Here is a 26,642-nt window from a genome sequence, read left to right on the forward strand (position 1 = left end):
TCCTTACTGCCGGTTCTCCTCGGCTTTTGCTTTTGCAATTACGTCATCAATAGTTCCAACATTAAAGAATGCATTCTCAGGATAGTCATCCATCTCACCGTCGATGATTGCCTTAAATCCACGGATTGTCTCTTTCAGCGGTACATATTTACCTTTGATACCGGTGAAGTTCTCAGCTACATGGAATGGCTGGGAAAGGAATTTCTGGATCTTTCTTGCACGGAATACAGTCTGCTTATCTTCCTCTGAGAGCTCTTCCATACCAAGAATAGCAATGATGTCCTGCAGCTCTTTATATTTCTGAAGAATCTCCTGTACTCTACGTGCTACTTCGTAATGTTCCTCACCGACAATATCTGCCTCCAAGATACGGGAAGTAGACTCAAGTGGATCTACAGCCGGATAAATACCCTGCTCAACGATCTTACGGGAAAGAACGGTTGTTGCATCCAGATGGGCGAATGTTGTTGCCGGAGCCGGGTCAGTTAAGTCATCGGCCGGTACATATACAGCCTGTACAGATGTAACAGATCCTTCCTTGGTGGATGCGATTCGTTCCTGAAGCTCACCCATCTCAGTTGCCAGTGTAGGCTGATATCCTACTGCGGACGGCATACGTCCAAGCAGAGCGGAAACCTCAGATCCTGCCTGTACAAAACGGAAGATATTATCAATGAAAAGAAGTACGTCTCTGTGCTCCTGATCACGGAAATACTCTGCCATGGTAAGTCCTGTCTCAGCAACACGCATACGTGCTCCTGGCGGCTCGTTCATCTGTCCGAACACTAAGGCTGTCTTCTCGAGAACGCCTGATTCTTTCATTTCGCTCCAAAGGTCATTACCTTCACGGGAACGCTCTCCAACACCGGTGAAAATGGAATATCCACCATGCTCGGTAGCAATATTCTGGATCAGCTCCTGAATAAGGACTGTCTTACCAACACCAGCACCACCGAACAGACCGATCTTACCACCTTTGGCATATGGGGCAAGAAGGTCGATGACCTTGATACCTGTCTCCAGGATCTCTACAGCCGGTTTCTGCTCTTCAAATGAAGGCGGATCACGATGGATGACCCAATGCTCTTCACCGTCCAGGGAATCACCGCCATCTACGGTATCTCCAAGAACGTTGAACAGACGACCAAGTGTTTTATCTCCAACCGGAACCTTGATACCGCTTCCGGTAGCTGTTACTTCTCTGTCTCGCTGCAGGCCCTCGCTGGCTCCCAGCATAATGCAGCGTACGATATTATTTCCAAGGTGCTGGGACACCTCCATAACGCATCTTTTACCGTTGTTCTCGACTTCAAGGGCATCCTTGATATCCGGAAGCTGTCCGTCTTCAAAAACAACGTCTACAACAGGTCCCATAACCTGTACGATCTTACCTTTATTCATAGTCATCACTTCCTTTTTTGTGCTTTAGCACCGCTGATAACCTCTGTGATCTCCTGGGTGATCGCAGCCTGACGTGCACGATTATACTGAATGGAAAGATCCTTCAGCATCGCCTTCGCACTATCTGTAGAGGACTGCATTGCTGTCATTCTCGCACTGTTCTCACTGGCATATGCCTCTACAAGACATCCATAGATCACACCTGTAAGGTAGTTTGGGATCATAGTATCCAGAAGCACATCTGCAGACGGAGATAACACGATCTCCTCCTGATAAATATCTGCCGGGATCTGACCCACCTTAAAATCAGCCTTTTTCAGCGGTAAAAGCTGCATATTCACATTTTCCATTGCCATCGCATTCAGCATCTGTGTATAGACAATGTGAATTTCATCCAGCTCTCTTTCAAGAAATGCCCGTACGATTTCTTCCGTGATAAGGCGTGCTCTGTGCATAGTCGGCTTCTGCACGGTATAATGAAAACTGCCGTCCATATCCACATCTCTCTTGCCGAAATACTGACGCCCTACCATACCAAGGACATACAGCTTGTGATGTCCCGGTACCTCTTCCATGAAATCTTCTGTCATTTTCTGTACATTGTGATTGTATGCACCGGCCATACCTTTATCGCCTGTAATAACGATGGTTCCCACTTTTCTCTCATTCTTCGGAACAAGATGACGTTCACTGAAGAACGGATGCTGGATGTCCGGCATATGGCGGAGGATTCTGGCGATAGCAGCCTGCATATTATAGAAATATGGCTCTGTATCCTGCAGGATTTTTTTCGCCTTCTGCATCTTGGAAGAAGAAATCATGTACATCGCATTGGTGATCTTCATGGTGTCCTGAATGCTTTTCATACGAGTCTGTATTTCTTTTGCATTTGCCATATTAACACCTACCTGCTCTTATCTCTGAATTCTTCTGCCGCCTTTATGATTTTCTCTACAAGCTCATCGGAGAGCTGTTTTGTAGTTTCGATCTCTTTGCCGATCTCAGGATATACATTATCAAAGTACTCCAGAAGATCTTTCTGATATTTCTTGATTTCTTTCTTTTCTACGTCAACCATCAGCTTGTGAGTCGCAACACAAAGAGTAATTACCTGCTGATGAAGACTTAACGGACTGCAAAGTGGCTGTTTCAGAAGCTCCATCAGACAACTTCCGTATTTCAGCTGTGCGGTTGTAGCCTCATCCAGATCAGAACTGAACTGGGTGAACACTTCCATCTCTCTGTACTGTGCCAGGTCGATACGTACACTACCGGAAGCTTTCTTCATAGCCTTGGTCTGTGCCGCTCCACCAACACGGGATACGGAAAGACCAACGTTAACTGCCGGACGCATACCTGAGAAGAACAGATCACTCTCCAGGAAAATCTGACCATCTGTGATAGAAATTACGTTGGTAGGAATATATGCAGATACATCACCGGCCTGAGTCTCAATGATCGGAAGTGCTGTGATAGATCCGCCACCTGCTGCTTCACTCAGACGGCTGGAACGCTCCAGAAGTCTGGAATGAAGATAGAATACGTCACCAGGATAAGCCTCACGTCCCGGAGAACGCTCAAGCAGAAGTGACAGTGCACGGTATGCCACCGCATGTTTGGAAAGGTCATCATATACGATCAGTACATCTTTACCCTGATACATGAAGTACTCTGCAAGAGCTGTACCAGCGTAAGGAGCAATATACTGAAGTGGTGCACAGTCACTGGCTGTTGCGGAAAATACCGTTGTATATTCCATTGCACCATATTTTTCAAGATTGGAAACTACCTTTGCAACGGTAGAAGCTTTCTGTCCGATAGCAACGTAGATACAGATTACATCTTTACCTTTCTGGTTGATAATTGTATCTGTTGCGATGGAAGTTTTACCTGTCTGTCTGTCGCCGATGATCAACTCTCGCTGTCCACGGCCGATTGGGAACATGGAATCAATGGAAAGAATTCCTGTTTCCAGAGGTACAGTTACAGATTTACGGTCAATGATTCCAGGAGCCGGGTTCTCGATCGGGCGGTATTCCTCTGCCTTGATCTCTCCCTTTCCATCAATAGGCTCACCAAGTGCGTTCACGATTCTTCCGATAAATTTATCACCTACCGGAATACCTGCCTGTTTGCCAGTTCTGGCAACCTTGGTTCCTTCCTTGATACCTGTATCCTTTCCGAAAAGAATACATCCCATGCTGTTGGCACGGACATCCTGTACCATACCTTTCAGACCATTTTCGAAAGTTACAACCTCACCGTACATGGCATGATCAATGCCATAAACAGTTGCGATACCATCTCCCACGGAGATGACGGTGCCTACTTCCTGGTCCTTGCTGATTTCGTCATAGTTCTTTATTTCTTCCTTGAGAATCGAAATGATTTCATCTGGATTTATTGCACTCAATTCAATTTCACCTCCGGGTTAATTTCTGTTTCAATTTCTTATAACGTCCGATGAGGCTCCAGTCGTACTCACGATCTCCTGCCCGGAGAACAAATCCTCCTACAAGGCTCTTATCCTCTGTAAGGGTAAGTTCTACTTCTCTGGCAGAAAACTGGTTACGGAGAAACTCCTTCATCTTATCTTCCTGCACTTCGGTAGGACGTGTTACATAAAGAAGCTCTGCCTTCAGAATTCCTTTCTGTTCCCGGCTGTAAGCATCATAAGCTTCGATGATCTCTTGGATCCTGTCAACTTTCTGATACCTGCACGTTACTTTAAGAAAATTCTTCATTTCCTGCGGAAAAACCCGCTCTATTACCTGTTCTTTTTCTTTGAGGGAAACCAGGGGATTTTCAAGCATTTTTCCTATTTCAGGAGTATTCTTAAAAATCTTTCCTGTTTCGCAGATTGCCTCCTCCGGGACAGAAAGACCGTATAATGCTTTTGCATAATTAATGGACGTCTCTGTCATGAGGATCACCTGCTCCTTCTAAAAACTGGTCATATAGGGACATATCCTGTGCTTCGTCGTTCTTTTTTCCCATGATTCTGGATGCTGCATCCATAGCCAGCTCGGCAACCTTGCCTTCCATCGCTTTCATAGCAGCCTCCTGCTCAGTGCTGATATCTCTTCTTGCTTTCTCAAGAATCTGACCAGCCTGATCATTGGCTCTCTTCACGATGCTGTCTGCCTGTACTTTTGCCTCGTCCTTAGCCTGCTCTACAATACTGAAGGATTCTTCCTTCGCAGATTTCAGTGCATCCTCATACTGTCCTTTCAGCTGGTTTGCTTCAGCGGTTGTCTTCTCAGCTGAAGCAAACTGTTCGTCGATCATGGCTTTTCTCTTTTCCATGACAGCAATGATCGGTCCGAAAAGGAACTTCTTCATTAAAAGATAAAGAACGATCAGGTTTATAATAGTAAAGACAAGGTTGATATCAATTTTAATCACCTGGTCCACCTGCCTCTCTTAATCCTGAATTTATTGTCTCGTCTTTACCTATTAGCCAAGCATGATGATGATCAGAAGACCGATTACGAAACCGTAAATAGCTGTTGCCTCTGCAAGAGCACATCCAAGAAGAAGTGCTTTACTGATCTTGCTCTCTGCCTCCGGCTGTCTTGCGATAGCTTCTACTGCTTTGGATGTTGCGAGACCGATACCAATACCTGCTCCGATACCTGTAAGAACTGCGATAGCTGCACCAATTGCGATTAACATAGTTTTTTCCTCCTGTAAAATACAATTTTTTTCATTTTTGAATCAAGCGGATGTTCCGCTTCACTACTCAACTGCTTCCTTGATAAACAAGGATGTTAAGAATACAAATACATATGCCTGTATGAATCCGTCGAAGAAATCAAAATACAGACTGAATGGTATGGGAAGAATAGCCGGACAAACAAACTCCAGCAGTTTCATAACTACGAAACTTCCCAGAACATTACCAAACAACCGCATGCAGAGAGATGTAGGTCTGATCGCGATTTCCAGAATATTGATCGGAAGCATGATCGGAACCGGCTCCGCAAAGCTTTTCAGGAAACCTTTCAGTCCCTTTTTGTGAAAGCCTGCATATTCGATCAGAATAATGCTCATCAGCGCCAGCGCAATGGTCACGTTCATGTCCTTCGTTGGTGGTGTAAAACCAAATACGCCTGCGATATTGGCTATTCCGATGTAAATTACGGTTGACATCAAATAAGGCACATACTGTTTGCCTTCTTCTCCAAGGATACCCATGAAGAAATCCTGAAGAAAACTTACCCCGGTCTCCAGAAGCAGCTGCTTCTTACCCGGATTTTCCACACTGAGATTCCGAACTAAGATCAGAGACAGAATCACAAGAACCGCCATGATGACCCATGTGACTACCACACATTCTGCAATTGGTATTCCACCAAACACCGGAATGGTAAAGGCTGTCTTGCTGTTTAGCTCTTCTGCCAGTGTACTTGATAAATCTCCCGTTTTTCTCCCTCCTTTTCTCTTGGCGCTGATCGCATCTTTTTATAATTGGTATGACCACGCCTTGTAGTTGACTTTATTTTACTCCGCATTTCCAGAATGTCAATATTATTTTTGCCCGTTTTGCATAAAAATGTATCTGTTTTTTGTGCAAAATAGACAATTTATTTTGACTGATCCTCATCCGGCTTCCTGCGTACGGAAACTTCTCCATAGGAAAGCAGGGTTTCTGAACCATCCTGTTCTCTTACAACAAGCCTTCCATCCGGTGCTATAGCCTCGGCATAAGCCTCCCTTGTGCGCGCTCCGTCTGCGATCACGATCATATTTCCAGGAATGATATTATTTTCTGTATATTCTCTGGAAAGTCCCGGAGTTTCTACTTCCATAAGAAGCTGATTGGCAATCTCCGCCACAAGAATACTGCAGTTTACGTGTTCTGCAGCCTCCCTGCTTCCAAACAGTGCACCTGCCGTTTCCTGTATCTCTTCCGGAAATCCGTCTTCCGGTACATACAGATTCAATCCGATTCCAACAACCGCAAACTCGATGTTTCCACTTTCAAAGTCTGTAACAGCCTCAGTCAGTATTCCACACACTTTCCTGTCGTGAAGATACAGGTCATTGACCCACTTGATCCCAAGGTCAATCCTGCAGATTTTCTTCACAGCACGGCACACTGCAGTTGCTGCCGCTGTCGTGATCAGAAGGCCTTCCTTCAGAGTCCGGTCTGGTCTTAGAACGATACTCATATAAAGTCCTGCATTTTCAGGGGAATAAAAACTTCTGCCTCTGCGGCCTCTTCCGCTTTTCTGCCTGCGCGCCAGTATCAGTGCGCCATGGCCTGCTTCTCCTGAAAATGCAGCCTCCTTGGCTGCACGGTTTGTAGAATCCAGTTCTCTGTATATTTTTACAGGGACATCCGGATGATCGAGGTAAAGCCGTATTCCTTCTTCTGATAAACGGCTGCCGCCTCGAAGTACATAACCTTTGTTTGGTCCCGCTTCTATGGTATATCCCTCTTCCCGAAGGGATTTCACAGCTTTCCAGATGGCTGCTCTTGTGCAGTTCAGTTCTGCCGCTGCCGCTTCTCCGGATATCAGTTCATTCTCGTGCTGCTCCAGAAGCTTCAGCATTCTTGCTTTTACAGTCATATCTTCACCGTCCATAATCTGCCTGAAATGGCAAAATTTGTTCCCTTCCAAGAGACGAAAGCATTATAGCACTTAAACATCGCGATGTCTATTATCTTTTTTACATATGCTGTCTATATTATTTTTATATTTCAGATATGTTTATTATATAATTTTTCTCATTTTTGTCTGTTTTCATTAATTTTTTTGGGAATTATTTCTGCAGAAAACGTACAGATTCAGGAATAAATCTTCCTGAATCTGTAGTATACGCAGATTTTCTTTGGTATAGATTTATCATTTGTAATTAGAAAGACTTTTCTCAAGAAATTCCCGGTACCTGCCGCGTACATCATCTGGTGACGCGATTACCGCATCCGGGCCAAGACTGGCTATCCAGCCAAAAAACTGATCACTGACGTTTACACGGACCAGCGTTTTGAAATGTTCATGATCCTTCCTCTGGATCATAATGTCCCTGCCAAACCGGTCCAGTACAACTCCGACCAGACGGTTATGCGCTTCCAGACATATGGTTTCTTCTTTACCGCCAAACATCCCAAAGGTTCTGGATGTCAGCTCTCCCGCATCATAATTCTCAAAAAGCTCCCTGCCGCTGCGGGCTGCCTCCTCAAGGCGGATCTGCATGATCTTGTCTACCCGGTAGTGCTTCACTCTGCCACACTTCTCATCACAGGCGACCAGATAATAATTCTCATTCTGCCACACAAGTCCCCAGGGACTGACACGGTACCGTTCTCCATTCTTCTTCAGCCGCAGCTCCTTCTCCACTGTCCATTCGCAGTACTGAAACGAAATCTGCCGATCCTCGGTAAGTGCTCTCTGAATCTCATCAATACTGTAATACACACTCTCATTCATAGTCCGCACACGGTTCTGCACAAAAACCTGGCGACGCAGCTGTCTGGCCTCATGGACACTCGCAAGGCTCTCCAGCTTCCCGATCAGCTGGCGGGACTTCCCACTGGTAATAAATCTGGACGACTGTACCGCATCTACCAGAAGTTTCAGTTCCGGAAGCTCAAATTTCCGGCTGGCCAGATAAAAACCTGCCGGCTGTTCTCTGCGGTTGAGAATGTCCATTCCAAAATTCCGTAATGTTTCAATGTCATCGTATACGGTTTTGCGCTCTGCGCTGATTCCCAGGCTGTTCAGATAAATGATCAGTTCCTTCACAGACATCGGATGTTCTTCATCTGTCCGTTCCAGAAAAACACGCATCAGATATAAAATTTTTATTTTCTGGTTAAAAACCCTGGGCATTCCGACTCCTCCGTTCTATTTATCTGTCAGTGAGGCAACCACTGCAAAGTATAATACCATGAATGCGAGCACAACAGCAATGATATCCGCTCCCTTAAAATCAAAATTAAGGATCATCGCGCCACCGATCATGATCTCTATTGTCAGAAGTGCTCCCAGAATCATAGCCATTCCGGAAGAAAGCTTCTGCTTCCCGGTGTGTCTGTGCTCTGTCTCCACGTATCTTCCCTCTGCCAGTGCAACCTTCCTGCTGTTCTCTGTATTCCACATAAGATCCATCCTCCCTGTTATATGTTCATTCACGATTTATCGAACATATTTTCCAAACATATTTTCTGTATGTTGGTATTATAGCGCATTATAAGTCCGATAAAACGGTATAAACATGATTTTTCCGAACATTTGTTTATTTTGCACAAAAATATGTTCGATTTTACAGCAAGAAAAAAGTCTGCCAATAACAGCAGACCTTTCATACACATTTCTTTTCTATGGAAGCAGGATTACATCATTCCGGCAAATACCGATGCGCCTACAACAGTAAGCAAACCGGCCACTGCAATAGCAAGACTGCTCATAGCACCTTCCACAGGACCAAGCTCCATGGCTTTGGCTGTTCCGATGGCATGGGCGGAAGTCCCAAGTCCAAGTCCTCTTGCGATCGGCTCCTCGATCTTTGCAATCTTATACACAACCTCTGCGATCATATTTCCAAGAACTCCTGTGATAATGATCACGGCAACTGTGATCGTCACAATGCCGCCAAGTTCCTCGGAAACACCCATTCCGATAGCTGTTGTGATGGACTTCGGGAGCATAGTGACATATTCCTGATGGTTGAAACCAAACAGTTTGGACATAAGCAGAATACTGCAAAGTCCTGCCAGGGTTCCGGAAATAATTCCGGCTGCTACTGCCTTGAGATTCTTTTTCAGCAGATGGATCTGCTCATAAAGAGGTACTGCCAGGCATACGGTTGCCGGTGTCAGAAGATAACTGATGTATTTTCCACCTTCGTTATAATCATTGTAATCAATGTGGAATATCAGAAGAACACCAATGACACAGATGATTGAAATCAAAAGGGGATTGAAAATCGCCATTTTAAATTTCTTTTTCAGGATAAGACCAATCTCATAGGCAATCAGACTTATCATCGCTCCGAAAAATGCGGAGTTTTTTATGAATTCCATCATTTTTCAGTTCCTCTCTTTCCTTTTCGGATTACTCCCTGTGTCACTTTTCCTGTTACGACCATTACAACCACCGTGCTGATAAACGTCATGATGAGAACCGGTACACAGATCGGTTTCAGAGAACTCCAGGCTGTAATCAGCCCCGCACCTGCCGGCACAAACATCACCGGCATAATCTCAACCAGAAAATCTGCCGCACCTTTTACCTGATCCAGTTTCAGAATACCTGTGAGCAGTGCCACCAGCATAATCACCAGACCATAAACACTGGCCGGTACCGGAAGCGGGAGAAAAGTTTTCAGTAATTCTCCAATGACGGAAATCAGCAGGATGATGCTGAACTGCTGCACGTACTTCATGTTACATCCCTCCTGATTCATTTCAAACGGACATTGCAAAAGTGGTCTTACCACTTTTTGTTTTAAACGTTTTCTTATTATACGCTCCAAATCTTAAATTACAAGGATTGTTTCCCATAAAGTACAAAAAAGCTACAGTATAATCTTTTCTATCTGATACTGTCCGTCCTCCACGGTCATTACCGCCATAGTGACCTCTCCTCCAAAACGACTTCTTCCACAGCTTCCCGGATTCAGCCACAGACGGCCATCTACGTACTTTTCAAAGTACTTATGGGTGTGCCCGAAAATTACAACCTGCGTGTCTCCCAGATCCCATGCCACATCTTTTTTGTTATGAACCATAAAAAATTTCACTCCGGCGATGGTAAAGCTTAAACTGGTACGCAGGTTTTCTGCCCAGTCTTTGTCATTATTTCCACGAACCACATAAAGGTTTCCCATAGAACGCAGCACGTCCAGAATCTCATCCTTATTCACATCTCCCGCATGAAGAATGTATTTACAGTCTTTCAAAATTTCCAGCACCTCCGGGCGCAGAAGGCCATGGGTATCTGAGATAATCCCAATTTTTTCTTTCATATCTTCCTCCGTCAGAATAATTCTATCTTTCCATACTCTCCGTCAAATCCTGGTTTCCGTATAACTTCTCCGGCACGAAGGCGACGAATTCCCTCCGCCAGGGAAGCCCCGCCCACAGTCCGGATATCTTCACAGGGTACCTTACGCAGAATTTCAAATTCGGCACCCAGTTTTCCAAGAAGCATTTCATACTGTCCATGAACTTTTTTGCTTGCTGTGGAAAATCCCACACAGGCGGAAATCACCTCCGGTAAAGGCACAAGGCTTTCATAGGGTCGTCCACTTTCCGGCATGGCAGCCGCACCTTCATCTCTGTCCGAAAGCTGCAGAATTCTGTGATCCACTCCCATGGTCAGTTTCTTTCCACAGACCGGACAGATTCCATTATATTTTTCGGCTTCCCGTGGACTTAAACAGACACCACATTTTCTGTGTCCGTCGTAATGATACTTTCCTTCCTCCGGAAAAAACTCAATAGTTCCCTCAAGCCCTTCCCCCTTCTGGACAGCATTCCACAGACCTTCGTAAGAAAGTTCCATATCCAGAAGATCTGCCTCTCTTCCCAGTTTGGATGGTGAATGGGCATCTGAATGAGATACCAGCTGATAACCGTCCAGTGCCGAAATCTGCCAGTTCATCACCGGATCTGAAGATAATCCCGTCTCCAGCGCATGAATATACGGTGTCAGATCCCCGAAGCACTCTTCTATGGTATCAAAACCGGATTTTGCCCCGAACAGAGAAAAATGTGGCGTCCAGATATGCGCCGGAATATACATGCCTTCCTCACTGACTTCCAGCATGATTTCCAGAAGATCGTGGCAGGGCAGCCCCAGAATAGGCCGGCCATCGGAATGGATATTTCCGATTTTTTCAAGCCTTGCGGCAAAAGCATCTGCTTCATGGAATCCGGGAAGCAGGATCAGGCTGTGTACCTTTCTGGTTTTTCCGTCTTTTTTATAGATAGAACTGATTTCTCCTGACAACACAAATCTGGGGACGTTTCCCGGATACTGCAAGGCTTCGGGGAGAACATACTCCTCTTTCAGCCGAAAGAGGCCCTGCTCCGCCGGAATCAGCTTTTCTTTTAATTCCTGCCTCCAGAGCGGATGTGTCATATCTCCTGTTCCAATCAGTGTAATTCCCTTTTTTCTGGCCCAGAGATCCAACATCTCCATCGTCCCGTCTTTACTTGTTGCCATGGAAAATCTGGAATGAATGTGTAAATCTGCAATCTGCTTCAAAATTTTTCCTCCTGTAGTAAAGCATTCCTACCTGTATTATAATTTCCCACCGGCGGCATGTACATCCTGTTTTCCATTTTCCTGTTATGAAATAATTCCCATAAAAAAAGAATCCCCTCAAAAGGGATTCTCTTTTTCTTCAAAAACTGCCTTGATTTCCTCTGCCACTTCCTGAAGTTTCTGAGCACGGTGTCCCAGAATACGGACAGCCAGATCTCCGTGGACCAGCTGCGTCACGCCACCGTCACATTCTTTCTCAGCTTCCAGAATTTCCCAGATTTTCTCCTGCATATTGCCTGCCGGCCCACTTAAGAATATGTTTGCCATGTGCGTGCAGCCCTCATACATTCCCAGTCCTTTCATATCCATTTCATCCGGCACATAACGTGTGTTATCCCTGTAAATCAGCCGGTTTCCCCGTCGGATATTCACTCTGGACGAAAATTTCCGATATCGGAACTGCTCATCAGATGCTTTTCTTCCGCAGGAAATAATTTCCAGCAGAAACAACCTGGCACTTTCGTCTGCCAGATCAATTTCCATAGTACTGTCAAAAGCGGACTGGGCATAAGGAATCACAGGCTGTGGATAATAATAAAAAACCGCATTTTTCTCCACCTGAGCCTTTACGTGACGGACAGCCTCTCCTTCTTTCATCTTATGAACCTTATCAAAAGACTGGGACAAAAATTCCAGTTCTGTACCTTCCGCCACAGAAAAGTCAAACTCCTGTCTGTCTCCTTCCATAATCCCCGCAGAAGCACACAATGGCATTACCGAGATTCCTCCGTTTTTCTTTGGAAAGGGATTCATAATCTTATAAGGTGCAGTAAAAGCAACATCTTCTATTATCGTCTTTCCATTTCTTAATCCGGTACGCAGAGAAAGCCTGGAAAGTTTTCCAAATTTATTCTCAGACAAAAATTATCCCGCCTTTCTTACAGACCTTCCAGCAGTACATTCTTTTTGATCCATTCCACAGCCGTATCCACGTTCTCATCTCCGCGGATATTGGTAAACACAAAAGGTCTTTCCCCTCTCATTTTTCTGGAATCCCGTTCCATAACTTCAAGACTTGCACCAACATAAGGTGCAAGATCAATCTTGTTAATCACCAGAAGATCTGATCTGGTAATACCCGGTCCTCCTTTTCTCGGAATCTTATCTCCTTCTGCCACATCAATAACAAAAATCGTCGCATCGACAAGCTCCGGGCTGAACGTTGCAGAAAGATTGTCTCCACCACTCTCAATAAAGAGCAGCTGAATGTCAGGAAAGCGTTCCATCATTTCATCCACAGCCTCAAGATTCATGGATGCATCCTCACGGATGGCAGTATGAGGGCATCCTCCGGTTTCAACACCGATGATACGTTCTACCGGAAGTACACTGTTTTTTGCAAGAAACTGGGCATCCTCCTTGGTGTAGATATCGTTTGTAATAACACCAATGCTGTAGTCCTTTGCCATTTTTCTGGATAAGGCTTCAATCAACGCTGTTTTTCCGGAACCAACCGGTCCGGCAACACCGATTTTTACATATGACATAAAAAAATCTCCTCTCTGTTTACGACATATAAAGTCTGGAGTAAAGCTTCTCATGCTGAATTCCACGAATATCAAATCCAGGTGCGGACAGGCAGAGATCGTCCTCCGTACAGTCCATAATATAGGACAGTATTTCTTCGAATTCCTCATAGCACCCGCAGAGAAGTGTCTGTCCCGCACTCTGACTCAACGGGATAGTCTTTACACAGTTGGTCACCATTGCAGATGTCTGGGCATAAAGATAGTGATAAAGAGTCTCTTCCTCTTCAATACCAAGAGCGGCACAAAATACCCCATATGCACAGCAGTGGCTTACCGGTTTTCCCTTTCGGGTTTCCAGATATTTTTCAAAAACTTCTCTCTTTTCCATAGGAATTTTTTCCTGTGGAAGTTTGCAGACCGTCTTCGTAAAGCGGGAACCCATTTTTCTGGATGCTTCTCTCTGTTCCATGGGAATTCTGGATGCACCCAGAATTTCTTCCAGTGTATCCAGCGCATCCACATCTTCTTTCAGTGCATACTCATAGGCCAGTCTTACCCCCAGAAGATCTGTGCAGGCCAGATTCAGTTTCAGTTTTTTGCTGATATATTCTGCCGCCGTTTTTTCATCATGAACCCTTCCCTGCTGAATATACGTCTCCAGTCCCTGGGAATGGGAATAACCTCCGATTGGAAAAAGAGCATCATTTACCTGCAGAAGAAAAAAACGGCGGATTTCTTTCTTTTTATCCATACAGATTCCTCAATGATGATGATTGTGGACAGCTGCTGAGATTCTCCGGTCAAAGTCCAGTTTCACAGTCTTTTTCTCTGCTTTTACACCATGAATCTTTTCCAGCATAACCATCATCGGTTCATTATAGATTGTAATAAATGTGTTTTCCTGGTCTCCCCAGAAAAGCGGTGCATGGCGGTTTCCGATCTCATAGCAGACTTTTGCCACATATTTTTCATGTCCCGGTTCCAGAGATACTTCGATTACCTCACAGGGCGGTGTATTCACAGCAATTATCGCTCCATCCTCTTCACCGATCACATCATCCTGAAAAAGTCCTCTTGTAAGCACGGAATCATCCAGGCGAATCCCTATTTCACGGTCTTTGTCCGTAATCTTTCTGTGAATTTTCTTGAACGCTTCATGCCACTCAATATCCACATATTCCACCGTTTTTCCGGTCAGATCAAAATCCTTTAATTTTCCCAGAATTTTTTCACAAAGCATATATTTTCTCCTCTGTTTTTACCATACTCCAAGAAGCATCATTACGCCCGGTATCCAGGCTGTAACCACTCCTTCAAACACCTGAAGCCCCGGAACAAATTTTCCAAGTTTTTTGCCCATGATGTCCTCCACAAAGGCTGTTCCCCAGAGAATTGCCCAGAGATACCAGATTCCTGCCCACCGGAGATCCGGTGTAATTCCAAGAACCTCGCTGCCCAAAAATCCCTCAATGGTTCCAAATACAACTGCATTGACAGCTACAAATGTGGAAAACCAGGCAAAAGGAACCGGATTCAGTTTCAGAATTTTTGAAAAAGCGACAAACAGGTAGGTAAAGCAGAACAGAAGTCCTGTTCCCGCCGCATAGTAATTTCCCTGTACAAGGTTTACAAAGTTAATAAACAGAGACAGTCCGCCTGTAAAAATATTCATAACTGCGGCGGATTTTCCATCTACATTATATAAGGTACACATTCCATTATTGATCAGAACAATTCCTACAAATAAAAGGCATACTCCTAACATCTGTTTTCCTCCCTATGGTAAAGTCTGTCCGTCCGGAAACAGTCCCCGGAGCCCCTTAAGCGTCCCGGGAGACTGCGGTCCGAACGAATATTATCTGCTGTGTCTTTTAGAACAGATTGTAGAGCTGTGTAAGCGGAAGTTTCTCAGCAGGTTTGGATGTAATGGCCTCGCCGTCTACCGTTACTTCATAAGTTTCAGGATCTACGGTAATTTCCGGTGTACGGTTGTTGAATACCATATCCTTCTTGGCAATGTTTCTGCATCCTTTTACAGGCACAACCGTTTTTTCCAGGCCATAAGACTCCTTAATACCCGCCTCATATGCAGCCTGAGAAACAAAAGTAAGGCATGCCTCATTTTTTGCTTTTCCATGAGCAGCAAACATTGGCTGGTACATAACCGGCTGTGTAGTTGGAATGGACGCATTGGCATCGCCCATCTTGGAAGCGATGATCATTCCGCCTTTGATGATGATATCCGGTTTTACACCGAAAAATGCAGGATTCCACAGAACAAGATCTGCAAGTTTTCCTTCCTCAACAGATCCTACATAACTGGAAATTCCATGCGTAATGGCTGGATTGATGGTATATTTGGCAATATAGCGTTTTACACGGAAATTGTCATTTCCTTTTCCTTCGTCTTCCGGAAGGGCACCACGCTCATCTTTCATTTTGCTGGCTGTCTGCCAGGTACGTGTGATAACTTCTCCTACACGTCCCATAGCCTGGGAATCGGAACTCATCATACTGAAAATTCCCATGTCATGAAGAACATCCTCGGCAGCAATGGTTTCAGGACGGATACGGGAGTCTGCAAAAGCCACGTCCTCCGGAATTTTTTTGTCCAGATGATGGCATACCATCAACATATCCAGATGCTCGTCCAGTGTATTTACTGTATACGGCATAGTCGGGTTTGTAGAAGATGGCAAAACATTTCCTGCTGCTGCAGCACGGATGATATCCGGCGCATGTCCGCCACCGGCACCCTCTGTATGGTAAGTATGGATGGTTCTTCCACCGATGGCAGCAAGGGTATCCTCCACACATCCCCCCTCATTTAAGGTATCTGTATGAATGGCAACCTGCACGTCATACTCATCCGCAACATTCAGGCAGTGATCAATCACTGCCGGCGTTGCACCCCAGTCCTCATGGATCTTCATTCCCATGGCACCGGCTTTTACCTGTTCGATCAGCGGAGCCTCATCGGAGCAGTTTCCTTTTCCGAGGAAGCCAAGATTCATCGGATATTCCTCGGCAGCTTTCAGCATCATCTTAAGATTCCACGGTCCCGGAGTACAGGTTGTTGCGTTTGTTCCATCTGCAGGACCGGTTCCGCCTCCGATCATGGTAGTGACACCGCTGTACAGGGCACAGTCAATCTGCTGCGGGCTGATGAAATGAATGTGGGTGTCAATACCACCAGCTGTAACGATCATACCTTCTCCTGCCAGTGCCTCTGTAGAAGCCCCTACCGTCATTCCGGGAGTCACACCATCCATGACATCCGGGTTTCCCGCTTTTCCGACTCCGACAATTTTTCCGTCTTTGATTCCGATATCGGCCTTGACAATTCCTGTGGCATCCACAATCAGGGCATTGGTAATTACAAGATCCAGATCTCCGTCACGGCTGCATGTTTTTACTGACTGGCCCATTCCGTCACGAATGGTTTTTCCACCGCCGAATTTCACCTCGTCTCCATATGTGGTGTAATCTTTTTCGACCTCTATCACAAGACTGGTATCTGCAAGTCTTACCTTGTCACCAACTGTAGGGCCGTACATCATTGCATATTTTTCACCGGAAATTTTTACGCTCATTTGTGTTCCTCCTTATAAGAATCCCTTTAATGCTGCCTTTTCCATGGAGGCTTTCTTAGTGTCCTCTGCTGCCCTTGCTCTTGTCAGGTCATTCAGCCCAAATACGCGTTTTCTGCCGCCCATCTCTGTCAGCTGTACCTCTTTTTCTTCACCCGGTTCAAAACGTACCGATGTACCGGACGGAATATCCAGATGATATCCATAAGCGGCCTCACGGTCAAAAGAGAGGCATTTGTTTACTTCAAAAAAATGGAAATGAGAACCTACCTGTACAGGACGGTCACCTTTGTTGGCAACCAGAATTTTTGTGGTCTTTTTCCCTTCGTTTAGTGTAATTTCTCTGTCTGCGGGAATGATTTCACCAATTTTCATGTCAATTCCTCCTTACTGAATCGGATTGTGTACAGTCACAAGCTTTGTTCCGTCAGGAAATGTTGCTTCCACCTGCACTTCGCCAAGCATATCTGCCACGCCTTCCATCACCTCGTCCTTTGTGAGGATCTTAGTTCCAAGCTGCATCAGTTCCACGACTGTTTTGCCGTCACGTGCAAGCTCCAGAAGCTCTGAGCTTATATAAGCCAGCGCTTCCACATAATTCAGTTTCAGTCCGCGTTCCTTCCTCTCCTTTGCCAGATTTCCGGCCATATGGAGCATGAGTTTTTCCTGTTCCTTCGGGGTAAGTCTCATCGTTTCTTCCTCCTTTTTGCCTGTCATTGGTTAGTTCCGACTAATTTAGTCCAAATAAAAAACGCAGGCAAAGGAATTTATAGACTCCTTTGTCTGCGTTAATGAGTGGATTATATATGATTTTTTTGTGGAAGTCAAGCCGCCTGTGGCAAAATCATTCCCTTCATCTCTTCTGCTTCATCAGTTCACGCAAAGCTGCCAGAAAAATATCCAGCTCTTCATCTGTGCATTTGTTCATCAGCAGGTTGATTTCATTTACACGTTTTGCATGGCCGGTAGACTGCGTTTCCATAAGCATGGCATCCATGGAAAAATTCAGTACATCCGCAAGGGAAAACAGTACATCTACGGAAGGTTTCCTATGTTCACTTTCGATGTGTTTCATATGTGTGGGACTGATATTGATCGCTTCTGCCAGCTGCTCCTGCGTCATCTTATTGTCCATTCTCGCCTGTCGGATCGTGTCTCCTAATAATCCGTCCTTCATTTGTATTCCAACTCCTTTTTTGAAAAGGATACGTGGATAATTGAAGGTTGGAAATCGCCTTTAAGAGATTTATTATTCTCTCATAGAGATCTGTTTGCTATCTGTCATCTGCGATTTTCCGCTGTACGGATCTGTACCAGAATAATAATTTCAAGTATTGGCATTGCAACTGCTGCAATGAGAATAAGCGGATTTGTGGATAATCCAAGCGTTTTCTGAATCCAGTCTGCCAGCGGCCGGATCATTGACTGCGTCAGTGATGAGGAAGCCCGGTAACCATAGCTGTACCCCAGGCCAGCCTCGTCAAACAGCTGTCCTATGTAAGACGAAAAATCATTTCCATATCCATACATACCATTGGTAATTCCACGGGCTGTTGCCGCAAGCGCCAGCGACCAGATAAGGGTCAGCAGTTTCCGGAACGCAAGGAATCCCAGTCCAACCATGGAATAGATATAAGTTGAAACACCGTTTCTTCCTCCTTTGGCTGCTTTTGCCAGATCTTCTACCGTTTTTCCCAGTGTTCCATAATAAGCCAGTGTAATCAGAACTACCACTAGCCAGCCAATGGCCCAGCCGATTGCAATTCCCGTATCATAAGCCGACCACGCAATTGCACCTCCCACTGTAACCGCCAGGCCAAGAAGTGTAGTTCCTACAATTTTTATTATCATAATAACGAACACCATTGTAAATCCGGCAGAACTGGGGCTGTTGGTTTTTACGGAGTTGTACGCCATCCAGATTCCGGCGCAGGTCAGAATACTGAAGATGCTGAAAAATATCTTAAATATGGAAAATCCGGAAAAAATATCATATGCCAGAAGCAGCGAATACAAAATCGCAAATGCCAGAAACAGATTTCCGCCAATCACGGCCAAACCGTTTCCATTGCCCTGTACAACAACTGAACCACTGTTTCTGTACGTCCTTATCTGGCGCTGTCGCATCCAGCCCGGCTGTTCTGTCTTTCCCCAGAAAATACTGTAAAACGTATCACTTTCCTCAAGAAACATCAGAACAACGCCCAATATTATTAATATATCGAGGGAAGGGGAAAAGCTTGTAATTCCTATGGAATATCTGTAAAAAAACAGCATTCTGAATATGGAAATCCACTGTGTCAGCAGTGAAAGAACTATGGAAGATCCTGTCATAATAAAAATTTTGGAAGAATTTTCCTGAAGATACTCTTCCTCCAGAAACAGGGCACCGGCAACCGCAGCTCCCGCAACCAGATCTATAATATTCCATCCAGAAAAGTAATATCCCATGCTCAGCTGCACCAGACAGAGCAGAATTCTTCCAACTGTGCTGGAAACGCCGTAAATAATTACATACATCCACTCTCTGTGATATGCGTAAACAATAACCATTCCTGTTGCAAATGCCTCCAGAAGCTGCAAAAGCCAGGAAAGCGGAAAATAAATTCCTGCTGCATAAGTAATCCAGGTAAGCTGAAATGGAAGAATTGCAATAAGAAGTGCAATAATATTCAGGCTGGTCAGATTCTTTGCTCTTTGTTTTTCATTTGTTGTATCCATACAATCTCTTCTTTCTTTTTCATACATTCTGTCTTCATCAGGAAGATAAAAAAATTTTCTCTCTGGCCCTTAATCAGATATCCTTATAATAGGATGGCGAAATTACATCATACTCTCTGCAGGAACAGCCATTTTCGTAGCTGTCACAACAGTCACAGTTAGAACAATACATGTGAGCATCACTGATATAGAATAATCCGCCATACTGCATGGAAGTCCGCTGATTTTTGGATTTCTTTTTGCTGTTGTCGTAGTACGCTCCGTTGGGGATCATCATGTTCTCCGGGGAAAAGCCGCTGAAATCAAAGAAATGGGATTCTGTTCCATGATGAGGTACCTTGATGCACCAGTAATGCTCATGAAGCGGGATCTTTCCATCGTAGTTCTCTGCAATCATCTTCATGTACTGTGGCTGTACGTCACCGGTGAACAGAAGGTTCAGTTCACCATCGCTGGTATTCTGGAATGCCAGACTGATCTTATGGCGGAACTGCCGCAGGGAATGCCCCTGTTTTTCCGCACTTTCCAGAAGTGCCTGAAATTCTTCTGTCGCCTGTAATTCGCGGAATTTCTTTTCCAGTTTTTCCGGCCTGAAGCGGCGTATTTTTTCTTTTTCAGAGTCTTCCAGGGCTTCTTTTTCTTCGCTGTCAAATTCCAGTTTTATCTGTGTGTGCTCCGCAGAAGATTCTCCGTTCTCCTGCTGTTCTGTAACTTCCTCCGCATCCTCGTCTGCCGATGAAAGTCCGGCTTCTTTTTTATCTTCTGTCATGGACAGGAACAGCTCTCTCACTTCCTCCGCAATGTTCACAAGCTCTGTCATGGCGTTTTCGTGATTCTCGATCAGGGAGTTAAATACCTCCTCTGTCTCCCGGCTGACTTCGCTGACATCCGGCCAGAGCGCTGTATATTTTCCCTCAAACTCTGAACCTCTGGATAAAAGATCGATCTTTACTTTTCTGGCACAAAGGGCTTCTGCCAGGGCAAAAAGGCTGACACGTCTTCCCGGAAGGCTGGCTTTTTTTGTCACATCCGCAAGGAGCAGAAGTGCCAGTGTGTACTTCATTTCCGGACCGGAAAACACATCCGGAAGATAAATTTTTTCAAATTCGTAGGCATCTCTTCGATAACGCATCATATAAAGAAGTCCGGAAACGTGGTCCGGATGAAAATGTGTCAGAAGAAGATTTTTTTTGCGGATGGTGGTAAGGTCTGAAATGATCACGTCAAAAACTTCTCTACGCGGCCGTCCCTCGATCTTGCTGTTGGCTGCCCCGAAATCCACAAGCAGGCTGCTTTTTCTGTCACGAATGCAGAAACAGTCCCCGAATCCTACATTGTACATTCGTATTCTCATTTGTTTTTCCTCTCTCAGAACCAGATCTGCATATCATACCAGGTTGCTCCGCCGTGGCAGGAATCCGCAACACCCAGTTTCTTCAGTCCGTGGCTCTCATAGAATGGAATCATATGCTCTTTGCAGGTAAGGATCAGGGCCTTTTTTCCACGTTCTTTCGCAAGATCTTTGAAGTATTCCACAAGTTCCCCTGCGATTCCCTGATGACGGTATTCCGGGATCACGTTCAGCCCGAATACGGTCTGGATCTCTCCATCTTTTTTGTGAAGAGTGATATCATGATAAAATTCGTCCGGAAGTACCGGTTTATCTGTGGTTCCTCCGTTGATAAATCCTACGATCTGATCGTCCTTCACTGCTACTACAAAGTTCTCCGGGAATGCTCCCATACGGTTCACAACGTCCTCATGGCTTGCTGCCTCCGCAGGCGGGAAACAGATTGCCTCGATTTCTGCCAGACGGTCTGCCTCCTTTGGATCTGCCAGTCTGATCTGTAAATTTTCTGCCATTTTTTTGTGGTCTCCTCTATATTATTTATTCCGTTTTCATCCGGTTTTGATTCTTTTTTAATTATATCGGGTGAGGGAAAATGCGTCAACGTGTAACCGACAAAAAAGCCCTCAGTATTCGCACTACTGAGGGCTTCATTCTTTCGTCTTTGTCAGACGGCTCTACAGCACCGACTCGATCAGCCGCTTCGTATACTCCGTCTTCGGATTCTCGATGATCTCTTCCGGTGTTCCTTCTTCTTCCACATGTCCGTCATTCATCACGATCACCCGGTCGCAGAACAGCTGGACAAGGGCCAGGTCGTGGCAGATAAAAAGAAAGGACAGCTGTTTTTCTTTTTTAAGCTTCATAAGCAGCTCCATGATCTGTTTCTGTACTGTCACGTCCAGAGCGCTGGTTGCCTCATCGCAGATCAGAACTTTTGGTTCCACAGCCAGAGCTCTGGCAATGGCCGCTCTCTGGCACTCCCCTCCGCTGACCTGATGAGGATAACGGTCTGCATACTCCGGAGTCAATCCACAGGTAAGCAGAAGTTTTTCCACACGGTTCCTGGTTTCCTTCTTACTTATCCCCATATTCCGGAGACTTTCCCCGATTCCATCCCCGAGGGTACATCTGGGATCAAAAGATCCTGCCGGTGTCTGGAAGACCATCTGAAGTTCCCGGTAAGTTTCCCGGAGCGCTTTTCCCTTCGCATGTGTGATATCTTTTCCCTGCAGAAAAATCTGTCCTTCTGTAACTTCTGTAAGATGAGTCAGCATCATAGCCACCGTACTTTTTCCGGAGCCGGATTCTCCCACGATTCCCAGACATTCTCCCTGTTCCAGGAAAAAATTAATATCCTCCACTGCCGTAAAGCTTTCTTTCCCGGAATGGAATATTTTTTTCAGATGTTTTACTTCCAGTAAAGATTCCTCCATGTTGTCCCCTTTCACACGTACGTCTGTCAAAACTTCCCGCTCCGGCAGTCTGTCCGGCACCGTTTCTTCCTTTTCGCACAAGCACCGGAACTGCAGACATTAACTGATCTGTGTAAGAATTCTGCGGATGTTCCAGGATCTGGCTGACGGTTCCGTATTCCATATTTTTTCCATCTTTCAGAACCAGGACGCTATCTGCCATTTTCCGAACAACACCGATATTGTGAGTTACCACGATCATTCCCGTTCCGTACTCCTTCCGCATCAGAAGCAGTTCTTCCACTACCTGTTTCTGCACGGTTACATCCAGGGCACTGGTTGGTTCATCTGCAAGAAGCAGAGACGGATACTGCATCATGGCTGTACAGATCCCCACACGCTGGTTCATGCCGCCGGACAGCTGAAAAGGATAACTTTTCAGTACGCGTCCCGGATCTTTCAGGCCAATTTTTGACATGATCTCAGAAGCTCTCTCATCGCTGTCTTTTCGGCTGATCTTTCTGTGGGCAGACATGCTCTCGTAAATCTGGTCTCCCACACGTCGGATCGGACAGAGTGCTGCCCCGCAGTCCTGAAAAACAAAGCCGATCTCAGGCCCCAGTATGTCACGTAATTTCTTTTCCGGCGTGTCCGAAATATTTTTCCCCCGGTACCAGATATCGCCCTCTGTAACCATGCCTTCGTTTCCCAGAAGTCCTGCCACAGCCTTTACAAGACTGCTCTTTCCGCTTCCGGATTCTCCTACGATACCCAGGATTTCTCCGGGATACAGCTGAAAACTGATATCATGTACAACGGGTTTTCCGTTATAAGAAATTGTCACATGTTCAAGCTTCAACAATGGTTCCATCTCTATTCTCCCTGTCTTTTCTGCCTGTTGTGCAGGCTGTGAGCATTTATTTTACTTCCAGATCTGCCGTGATCTCATAATAATCACATGGATGCGCGGTCAGTCCGGATACATTTGCTTTGGACACAAGGCCCATGTTGAGGTTTGATACAAAGAAATAGGCATCATCGTCCAGAATGGTCTGCTGTGCCTCAATAGCAAGCTTGCCTCTCTCCTCTGTATCAAAGGTTCCATGGAGCTTTTTCACCAGGTCATCCAGTTTTTCACTGCTGTATTTTCCCAGATTTTTCGGCGCATCGGTCTGCACCACGCTGGTAAAGAAATACTCCGGATCTCCGGTGGGTGCCGTGGTGATCGAGCTGACATACACATCAAATTCACCGTTCTTCGCAAAGGTGGAAGCATCTGCTGTGTTGTTTACATTTACTTCAATCCCAATGTCCTTTAAAGTGGACTGTGCATATTCCGCAAGTTTGGGCTGCTCCAGACGGCCAGGATAAGTCAGCCATGTAATGGAAAGTTTTTTTCCATCCTTATCCACATATCCGTCACCATCTGTATCCTCCCATCCGGATTTTTTCAGAAGTTCCCTGGCACCGTCCGGATCATAGGACTTTGCTTTTACTGCTTTATTTCCGTAAGAAAAACTGTCCGGAAAGGCACCTGCTGCCGGAACTCCCCGTTCCTGCATGATCACGCTGCAGAATCCTTCTTTATCAATTCCCATGGCAATAGCTTCCCGGACATTCTGATCCTTCATGGTTTCCGACTCCATGTTAAACTGTCCGAAAAAACAGCGGCTTGTTGCAACGGAACTGATCTGATACTCAGGATTTCCGTCAAACAATGCATAGTTATCATACTGAAGTCCATAGGTTCCCTGGATATCTCCGGTCTGCAGCGCGGCAGTCAGCGCGCTTCCGTCCGTAAAAGATTTCACGATGATGTTGTCGGTTTTGACTTCTCCGCCCCAGTAATTCTCATTTTTTACAAGTGTGATCTCTGTGGGTGATACCTCTGTTGCAACAAAAGGTCCAGTACCTGCCACATTTGCAGAACCGCCTTCCCCCTGGATCCCGTAATCCATATCAATAATGGCTCCGTAAGGATCCCCAAGATAGTTGATCAGCGCTGGACAGGGCTCTGAGGTATGGATCGTCACTGTCATTCCATCGGCTTCAATCCTGTCAATCTTCATATCTGACGGAGCACGGTCATGATTTTTGATCAGGTCTTCCAGACATTCTTTTACAGCTTCCCCGTCCAGATCCCGTCCGCTGGAAAATTTCACACCATCGCGAAGTGTGATCTTCACCGTATTATCATCCACAAACTCATAATCCGTTGCAAGCCATGGTTCCACTTCCATGTTGTCATTATACCTGAACAGTGTCTCTCCCACACCATAGCGGATGCAGCTCCAGCCGGAATACCCGTCATGAGGATTCAGTCCGGCATCTCCCATTTCCTCACTGTAGCCTGTTGTACCATAGACAAAGGTTGTGCCTTCCTCTTTATCCTTTGCTGACACGATCCCTCCCGTCATGCTCATGACCATCACTGCTGTGAGTGCTGCTGCCAGTACTTTTTTCTTCATCTCTCTTCCTCTCTTTCTCTGCGGAAAATTTTTCCACAGACTGTATTTCCAGCATCCGTAACTGGTGCATGGTTTCACTGTTTTGTGTTTCTTATTCTCGGGTCCATATAATCCCGGATGGTATCTCCCAGAAGGTTAAAGATCATTACCGTGATAAAGATTGCCACTCCTGGTGCCAGCGACATCCACGGTGCGATCTGCAGCATGCTTCTTCCGTCACTGATCATACTTCCCCACTCTGCCATAGGAGGCTTCACACCAAGTCCCAGAAAAGAAAGTCCCGCAAGCTCCATCATCATGGTTCCAATATCAAGGACCGCCGTTACCAGGATGGAACCTGCAATATTGGGCAGGATATGTTTCAAAAGAAGTTTGCAGGTGCTGCTGCCGGAAAGTCTGGCCGCCATCATATATGGCGCATCTTTCTGTGCCATGGTCAGCCCTCTGGCAAGTCTTGCAAATTTCGGCCAGCCGATCACTGCCAGCGCAAGAACCGCATTCTGGATTCCGCCTCCCAGAACTCCCGCTACCGCCAGCGCAAAAACAAGTCCCGGAAAAGCCAGGAACAGATCAGAAATACGCATAAGAATGGTATCCGCCTTTCCGCCTTTCCATCCACAGAAAATCCCTACTGTTGTTCCCAGCACCGTAACCATCGCAACCAGAAACAGCGAGCCATAGATACTCACTGTACTTCCCACAAGGACTCTGGAAAGCATATCTCTTCCATACCGGTCCGTTCCCAGAAGATGCTCTGCACATGGTGCTTTCTGTGCTGCCATCAGATCCTGTTCATAAGGATCATATGGACAGAGATACCTGGCAAAAGTCGCCGCCAGAAGAATCAGGACTGTAAGACTCAGAAACAGGATCAGCCTTGCTTTCGTATGGTCTTTTTTTATCTTCTGTTTTCGGAGAGTGATCTGTTTTTCACTCATGCTCCTTCACCTCCAAAACGAACTCTCGGGTCCAGATAATGATAGATCACATCCGTTATAAGATTGATCAGCACATAGATCACTGCCATCCATGCCACATATGCCTGGATCATGGGATAATCTCTCATGGTGATGGCATCCACCGCAAGCTTTCCTACTCCATCCCACATAAAAATATTTTCCACAATAGCAGTTCCGCCCAGAAGGCTTCCTATGGACAGTGCCAGCAAAGTGACTATGGTCAGCATGGAGACTTTCATCACACTTTCCCAGACAATAACACTTCCCCGGACGCCTCGTGCTTTTGCCCCCAGCACATAGGGCTTGTTCATTTCTTCCAGAACTGCCGCCCGAACCTGCCTGGTGTATTTGGAAGCCATGGAAATGGCCAGAGTCAGTGTTGGCAGAACAATACTCTGTCCCAGATTGCTGCCGGTTACTGCGGGAAAAAACTTCAGCTTTACAGACAGAAAATATACCAGCACCATAGCTGCAAAAAAGTTAGGCATGGAATTTCCCACAAAGCTGAAAAAACGGATCACGTAATCCAGCCAACGGTTATGTTTTACTGCTGAAAGAATTCCCAGAGGAACTGCGATCAGAACTGTCACCAGAACTGAAGTAAGAGTCAGAAGAAGGGTTGCCGGAAGTTTGGAGATAAATGTTTCGTATACATCTTTATGAGACACATAGCTTTCTCCCATATCTCCAGTGATCATGCCCCCAAGCCACGATCCGTACTGCACCAGAAACGGTCTGTCCAGTCCATATTCTGCCTTTGTCTCATCAATGATATCCTGTGATACCACGGCACCGGCATTTTCATACATATAAGTTACTGCATCGCCGCCTGCCAGACGCATCATGGCAAAAGACAAAAAAGTGATCCCGATCAGGACCGGGATCAGCTGCAATAATCTTTTCAGAATATATTTCCGCATTTTAATTCCTTTCCATTATGTATGTGTTTCATACACTACAGAAAGCATAACAGTCCGGCCGTCCTTTCACA

General features: G+C 45.6%; 30 protein-coding genes and 1 pseudogene. All 31 read right to left on the reverse strand.

The genetic code is table 11. The features are described from left to right. Positions 1-3 precede the first annotated feature (3 nt). Positions 4-1,401 (reverse strand): F0F1 ATP synthase subunit beta, encoded by a 1,398-nt coding sequence (atpD, locus tag KQI39_RS02440; RefSeq protein WP_119239287.1) that lies wholly within the window; start codon positions 1,399-1,401, stop codon positions 4-6. A gap of 5 nt (positions 1,402-1,406) precedes the next feature. After that, the gene (atpG, locus tag KQI39_RS02445) at positions 1,407-2,297 is read right to left on the reverse strand and encodes an ATP synthase F1 subunit gamma (protein WP_216416188.1); all 891 of its coding nucleotides are present in this window, start codon (positions 2,295-2,297) and stop codon (positions 1,407-1,409) included. 8 nt (positions 2,298-2,305) lie between these two features. Continuing rightward, positions 2,306-3,814: a F0F1 ATP synthase subunit alpha gene (gene atpA, locus KQI39_RS02450; protein ID WP_148445996.1), complete on the reverse strand. Its 1,509-nt coding sequence runs from the start codon at positions 3,812-3,814 to the stop codon at positions 2,306-2,308. Between the two features lie 7 nt (positions 3,815-3,821). Beyond that, complete coding sequence (gene atpH / locus KQI39_RS02455) at positions 3,822-4,325, reverse strand: ATP synthase F1 subunit delta (protein ID WP_216416191.1); 504 nt, start codon at positions 4,323-4,325, stop codon at positions 3,822-3,824. Then, the gene (atpF, locus tag KQI39_RS02460; protein WP_295272265.1) at positions 4,306-4,806 is read right to left on the reverse strand and encodes a F0F1 ATP synthase subunit B; all 501 of its coding nucleotides are present in this window, start codon (positions 4,804-4,806) and stop codon (positions 4,306-4,308) included. Before atpF ends, atpH begins: the two co-directional genes overlap by 20 nt. Before the next feature lie 51 nt (positions 4,807-4,857). Beyond that, positions 4,858-5,076: an ATP synthase F0 subunit C gene (atpE, locus tag KQI39_RS02465; protein WP_021652814.1), complete on the reverse strand. Its 219-nt coding sequence runs from the start codon at positions 5,074-5,076 to the stop codon at positions 4,858-4,860. A gap of 63 nt (positions 5,077-5,139) precedes the next feature. Continuing rightward, positions 5,140-5,805, reverse strand: coding sequence for a F0F1 ATP synthase subunit A (locus KQI39_RS02470; protein WP_253293048.1), 666 nt, complete (start codon positions 5,803-5,805; stop codon positions 5,140-5,142). A gap of 182 nt (positions 5,806-5,987) precedes the next feature. Continuing rightward, a complete protein-coding gene (locus KQI39_RS02475) occupies positions 5,988-6,992 on the reverse strand; it encodes a biotin--[acetyl-CoA-carboxylase] ligase (RefSeq protein WP_330653916.1) in 1,005 nt (334 codons plus the stop codon). A 261-nt stretch (positions 6,993-7,253) separates the two neighbouring features. Continuing rightward, a complete protein-coding gene (locus KQI39_RS02480) occupies positions 7,254-8,240 on the reverse strand; it encodes a helix-turn-helix transcriptional regulator (protein ID WP_216416192.1) in 987 nt (328 codons plus the stop codon). 15 nt (positions 8,241-8,255) lie between these two features. Next, a complete protein-coding gene (locus KQI39_RS02485) occupies positions 8,256-8,510 on the reverse strand; it encodes a hypothetical protein (RefSeq protein WP_148446006.1) in 255 nt (84 codons plus the stop codon). A gap of 233 nt (positions 8,511-8,743) precedes the next feature. After that, positions 8,744-9,436, reverse strand: coding sequence for an LrgB family protein (locus tag KQI39_RS02490; RefSeq protein ID WP_021977334.1), 693 nt, complete (start codon positions 9,434-9,436; stop codon positions 8,744-8,746). Next, positions 9,433-9,795, reverse strand: coding sequence for a CidA/LrgA family protein (locus KQI39_RS02495; RefSeq protein WP_148446008.1), 363 nt, complete (start codon positions 9,793-9,795; stop codon positions 9,433-9,435). The genes KQI39_RS02490 and KQI39_RS02495 overlap by 4 nt, the downstream gene beginning before the upstream one ends. 132 nt (positions 9,796-9,927) lie before the next feature. Beyond that, positions 9,928-10,377 carry a metallophosphoesterase family protein gene (locus KQI39_RS02500; protein ID WP_148446010.1) on the reverse strand — a complete coding sequence of 150 codons (450 nt, stop codon included), beginning with the start codon at positions 10,375-10,377 and terminating at the stop codon, positions 9,928-9,930. Between the two features lie 14 nt (positions 10,378-10,391). Beyond that, positions 10,392-11,579: pseudogene (locus tag KQI39_RS02505) on the reverse strand (endonuclease Q family protein); the annotation flags it as partial. Positions 11,580-11,738: 159 nt separating this feature from the next. Continuing rightward, a complete protein-coding gene (locus tag KQI39_RS02510; protein ID WP_216416194.1) occupies positions 11,739-12,542 on the reverse strand; it encodes an urease accessory protein UreD in 804 nt (267 codons plus the stop codon). Positions 12,543-12,559: 17 nt separating this feature from the next. Continuing rightward, a complete protein-coding gene (ureG, locus tag KQI39_RS02515; protein WP_216416196.1) occupies positions 12,560-13,168 on the reverse strand; it encodes an urease accessory protein UreG in 609 nt (202 codons plus the stop codon). 19 nt (positions 13,169-13,187) lie between these two features. Then, on the reverse strand, positions 13,188-13,901 hold the full coding sequence (locus KQI39_RS02520; RefSeq protein ID WP_148446016.1) for an urease accessory protein UreF: 714 nt from the start codon (positions 13,899-13,901) through the stop codon (positions 13,188-13,190). A gap of 9 nt (positions 13,902-13,910) precedes the next feature. Beyond that, the gene (locus KQI39_RS02525) at positions 13,911-14,390 is read right to left on the reverse strand and encodes an urease accessory protein UreE (protein ID WP_173762377.1); all 480 of its coding nucleotides are present in this window, start codon (positions 14,388-14,390) and stop codon (positions 13,911-13,913) included. Between the two features lie 18 nt (positions 14,391-14,408). Beyond that, on the reverse strand, positions 14,409-14,915 hold the full coding sequence (locus KQI39_RS02530; protein ID WP_148446020.1) for an AmiS/UreI family transporter: 507 nt from the start codon (positions 14,913-14,915) through the stop codon (positions 14,409-14,411). Between the two features lie 106 nt (positions 14,916-15,021). Next, complete coding sequence (ureB, locus tag KQI39_RS02535) at positions 15,022-16,743, reverse strand: urease subunit beta (protein WP_216416198.1); 1,722 nt, start codon at positions 16,741-16,743, stop codon at positions 15,022-15,024. 12 nt (positions 16,744-16,755) lie between these two features. Beyond that, positions 16,756-17,115: an urease subunit beta gene (gene ureB / locus KQI39_RS17220; protein WP_148446024.1), complete on the reverse strand. Its 360-nt coding sequence runs from the start codon at positions 17,113-17,115 to the stop codon at positions 16,756-16,758. A gap of 12 nt (positions 17,116-17,127) precedes the next feature. Continuing rightward, complete coding sequence (gene ureA, locus KQI39_RS17225; protein WP_148446026.1) at positions 17,128-17,430, reverse strand: urease subunit gamma; 303 nt, start codon at positions 17,428-17,430, stop codon at positions 17,128-17,130. 163 nt (positions 17,431-17,593) lie between these two features. Continuing rightward, positions 17,594-17,917 (reverse strand): helix-turn-helix domain-containing protein, encoded by a 324-nt coding sequence (locus KQI39_RS02545; RefSeq protein WP_216416200.1) that lies wholly within the window; start codon positions 17,915-17,917, stop codon positions 17,594-17,596. Between the two features lie 104 nt (positions 17,918-18,021). Further along, positions 18,022-19,461, reverse strand: coding sequence for a hypothetical protein (locus tag KQI39_RS02550; RefSeq protein ID WP_216416202.1), 1,440 nt, complete (start codon positions 19,459-19,461; stop codon positions 18,022-18,024). A 73-nt stretch (positions 19,462-19,534) separates the two neighbouring features. Beyond that, on the reverse strand, positions 19,535-20,815 hold the full coding sequence (locus KQI39_RS02555) for an MBL fold metallo-hydrolase (protein WP_253293036.1): 1,281 nt from the start codon (positions 20,813-20,815) through the stop codon (positions 19,535-19,537). A gap of 14 nt (positions 20,816-20,829) precedes the next feature. Beyond that, complete coding sequence (locus tag KQI39_RS02560) at positions 20,830-21,324, reverse strand: GNAT family N-acetyltransferase (protein ID WP_216416203.1); 495 nt, start codon at positions 21,322-21,324, stop codon at positions 20,830-20,832. A gap of 162 nt (positions 21,325-21,486) precedes the next feature. Then, entirely contained in the window at positions 21,487-22,245 is a 759-nt protein-coding gene (locus KQI39_RS02565) for an ABC transporter ATP-binding protein (RefSeq protein WP_216416205.1), read from the reverse strand. Continuing rightward, positions 22,160-23,095, reverse strand: a complete 936-nt coding sequence (locus KQI39_RS02570; RefSeq protein WP_216416207.1) for an ABC transporter ATP-binding protein — start codon at positions 23,093-23,095, stop codon at positions 22,160-22,162. The genes KQI39_RS02565 and KQI39_RS02570 overlap by 86 nt, the downstream gene beginning before the upstream one ends. Positions 23,096-23,141: 46 nt before the next feature. Next, a complete protein-coding gene (locus tag KQI39_RS02575) occupies positions 23,142-24,692 on the reverse strand; it encodes an ABC transporter substrate-binding protein (protein ID WP_216416209.1) in 1,551 nt (516 codons plus the stop codon). A gap of 74 nt (positions 24,693-24,766) precedes the next feature. After that, complete coding sequence (nikC, locus tag KQI39_RS02580; RefSeq protein ID WP_216416211.1) at positions 24,767-25,630, reverse strand: nickel transporter permease; 864 nt, start codon at positions 25,628-25,630, stop codon at positions 24,767-24,769. Next, complete coding sequence (gene nikB, locus KQI39_RS02585; RefSeq protein ID WP_216416213.1) at positions 25,627-26,571, reverse strand: nickel ABC transporter permease; 945 nt, start codon at positions 26,569-26,571, stop codon at positions 25,627-25,629. The genes nikC and nikB overlap by 4 nt, the downstream gene beginning before the upstream one ends. Positions 26,572-26,642: the final 71 nt, after the last annotated feature.

The sequence above is a fragment of the Blautia sp. MSJ-36 genome, from assembly GCF_018917985.1.
Classification (GTDB): domain Bacteria; phylum Bacillota; class Clostridia; order Lachnospirales; family Lachnospiraceae; genus Blautia_A.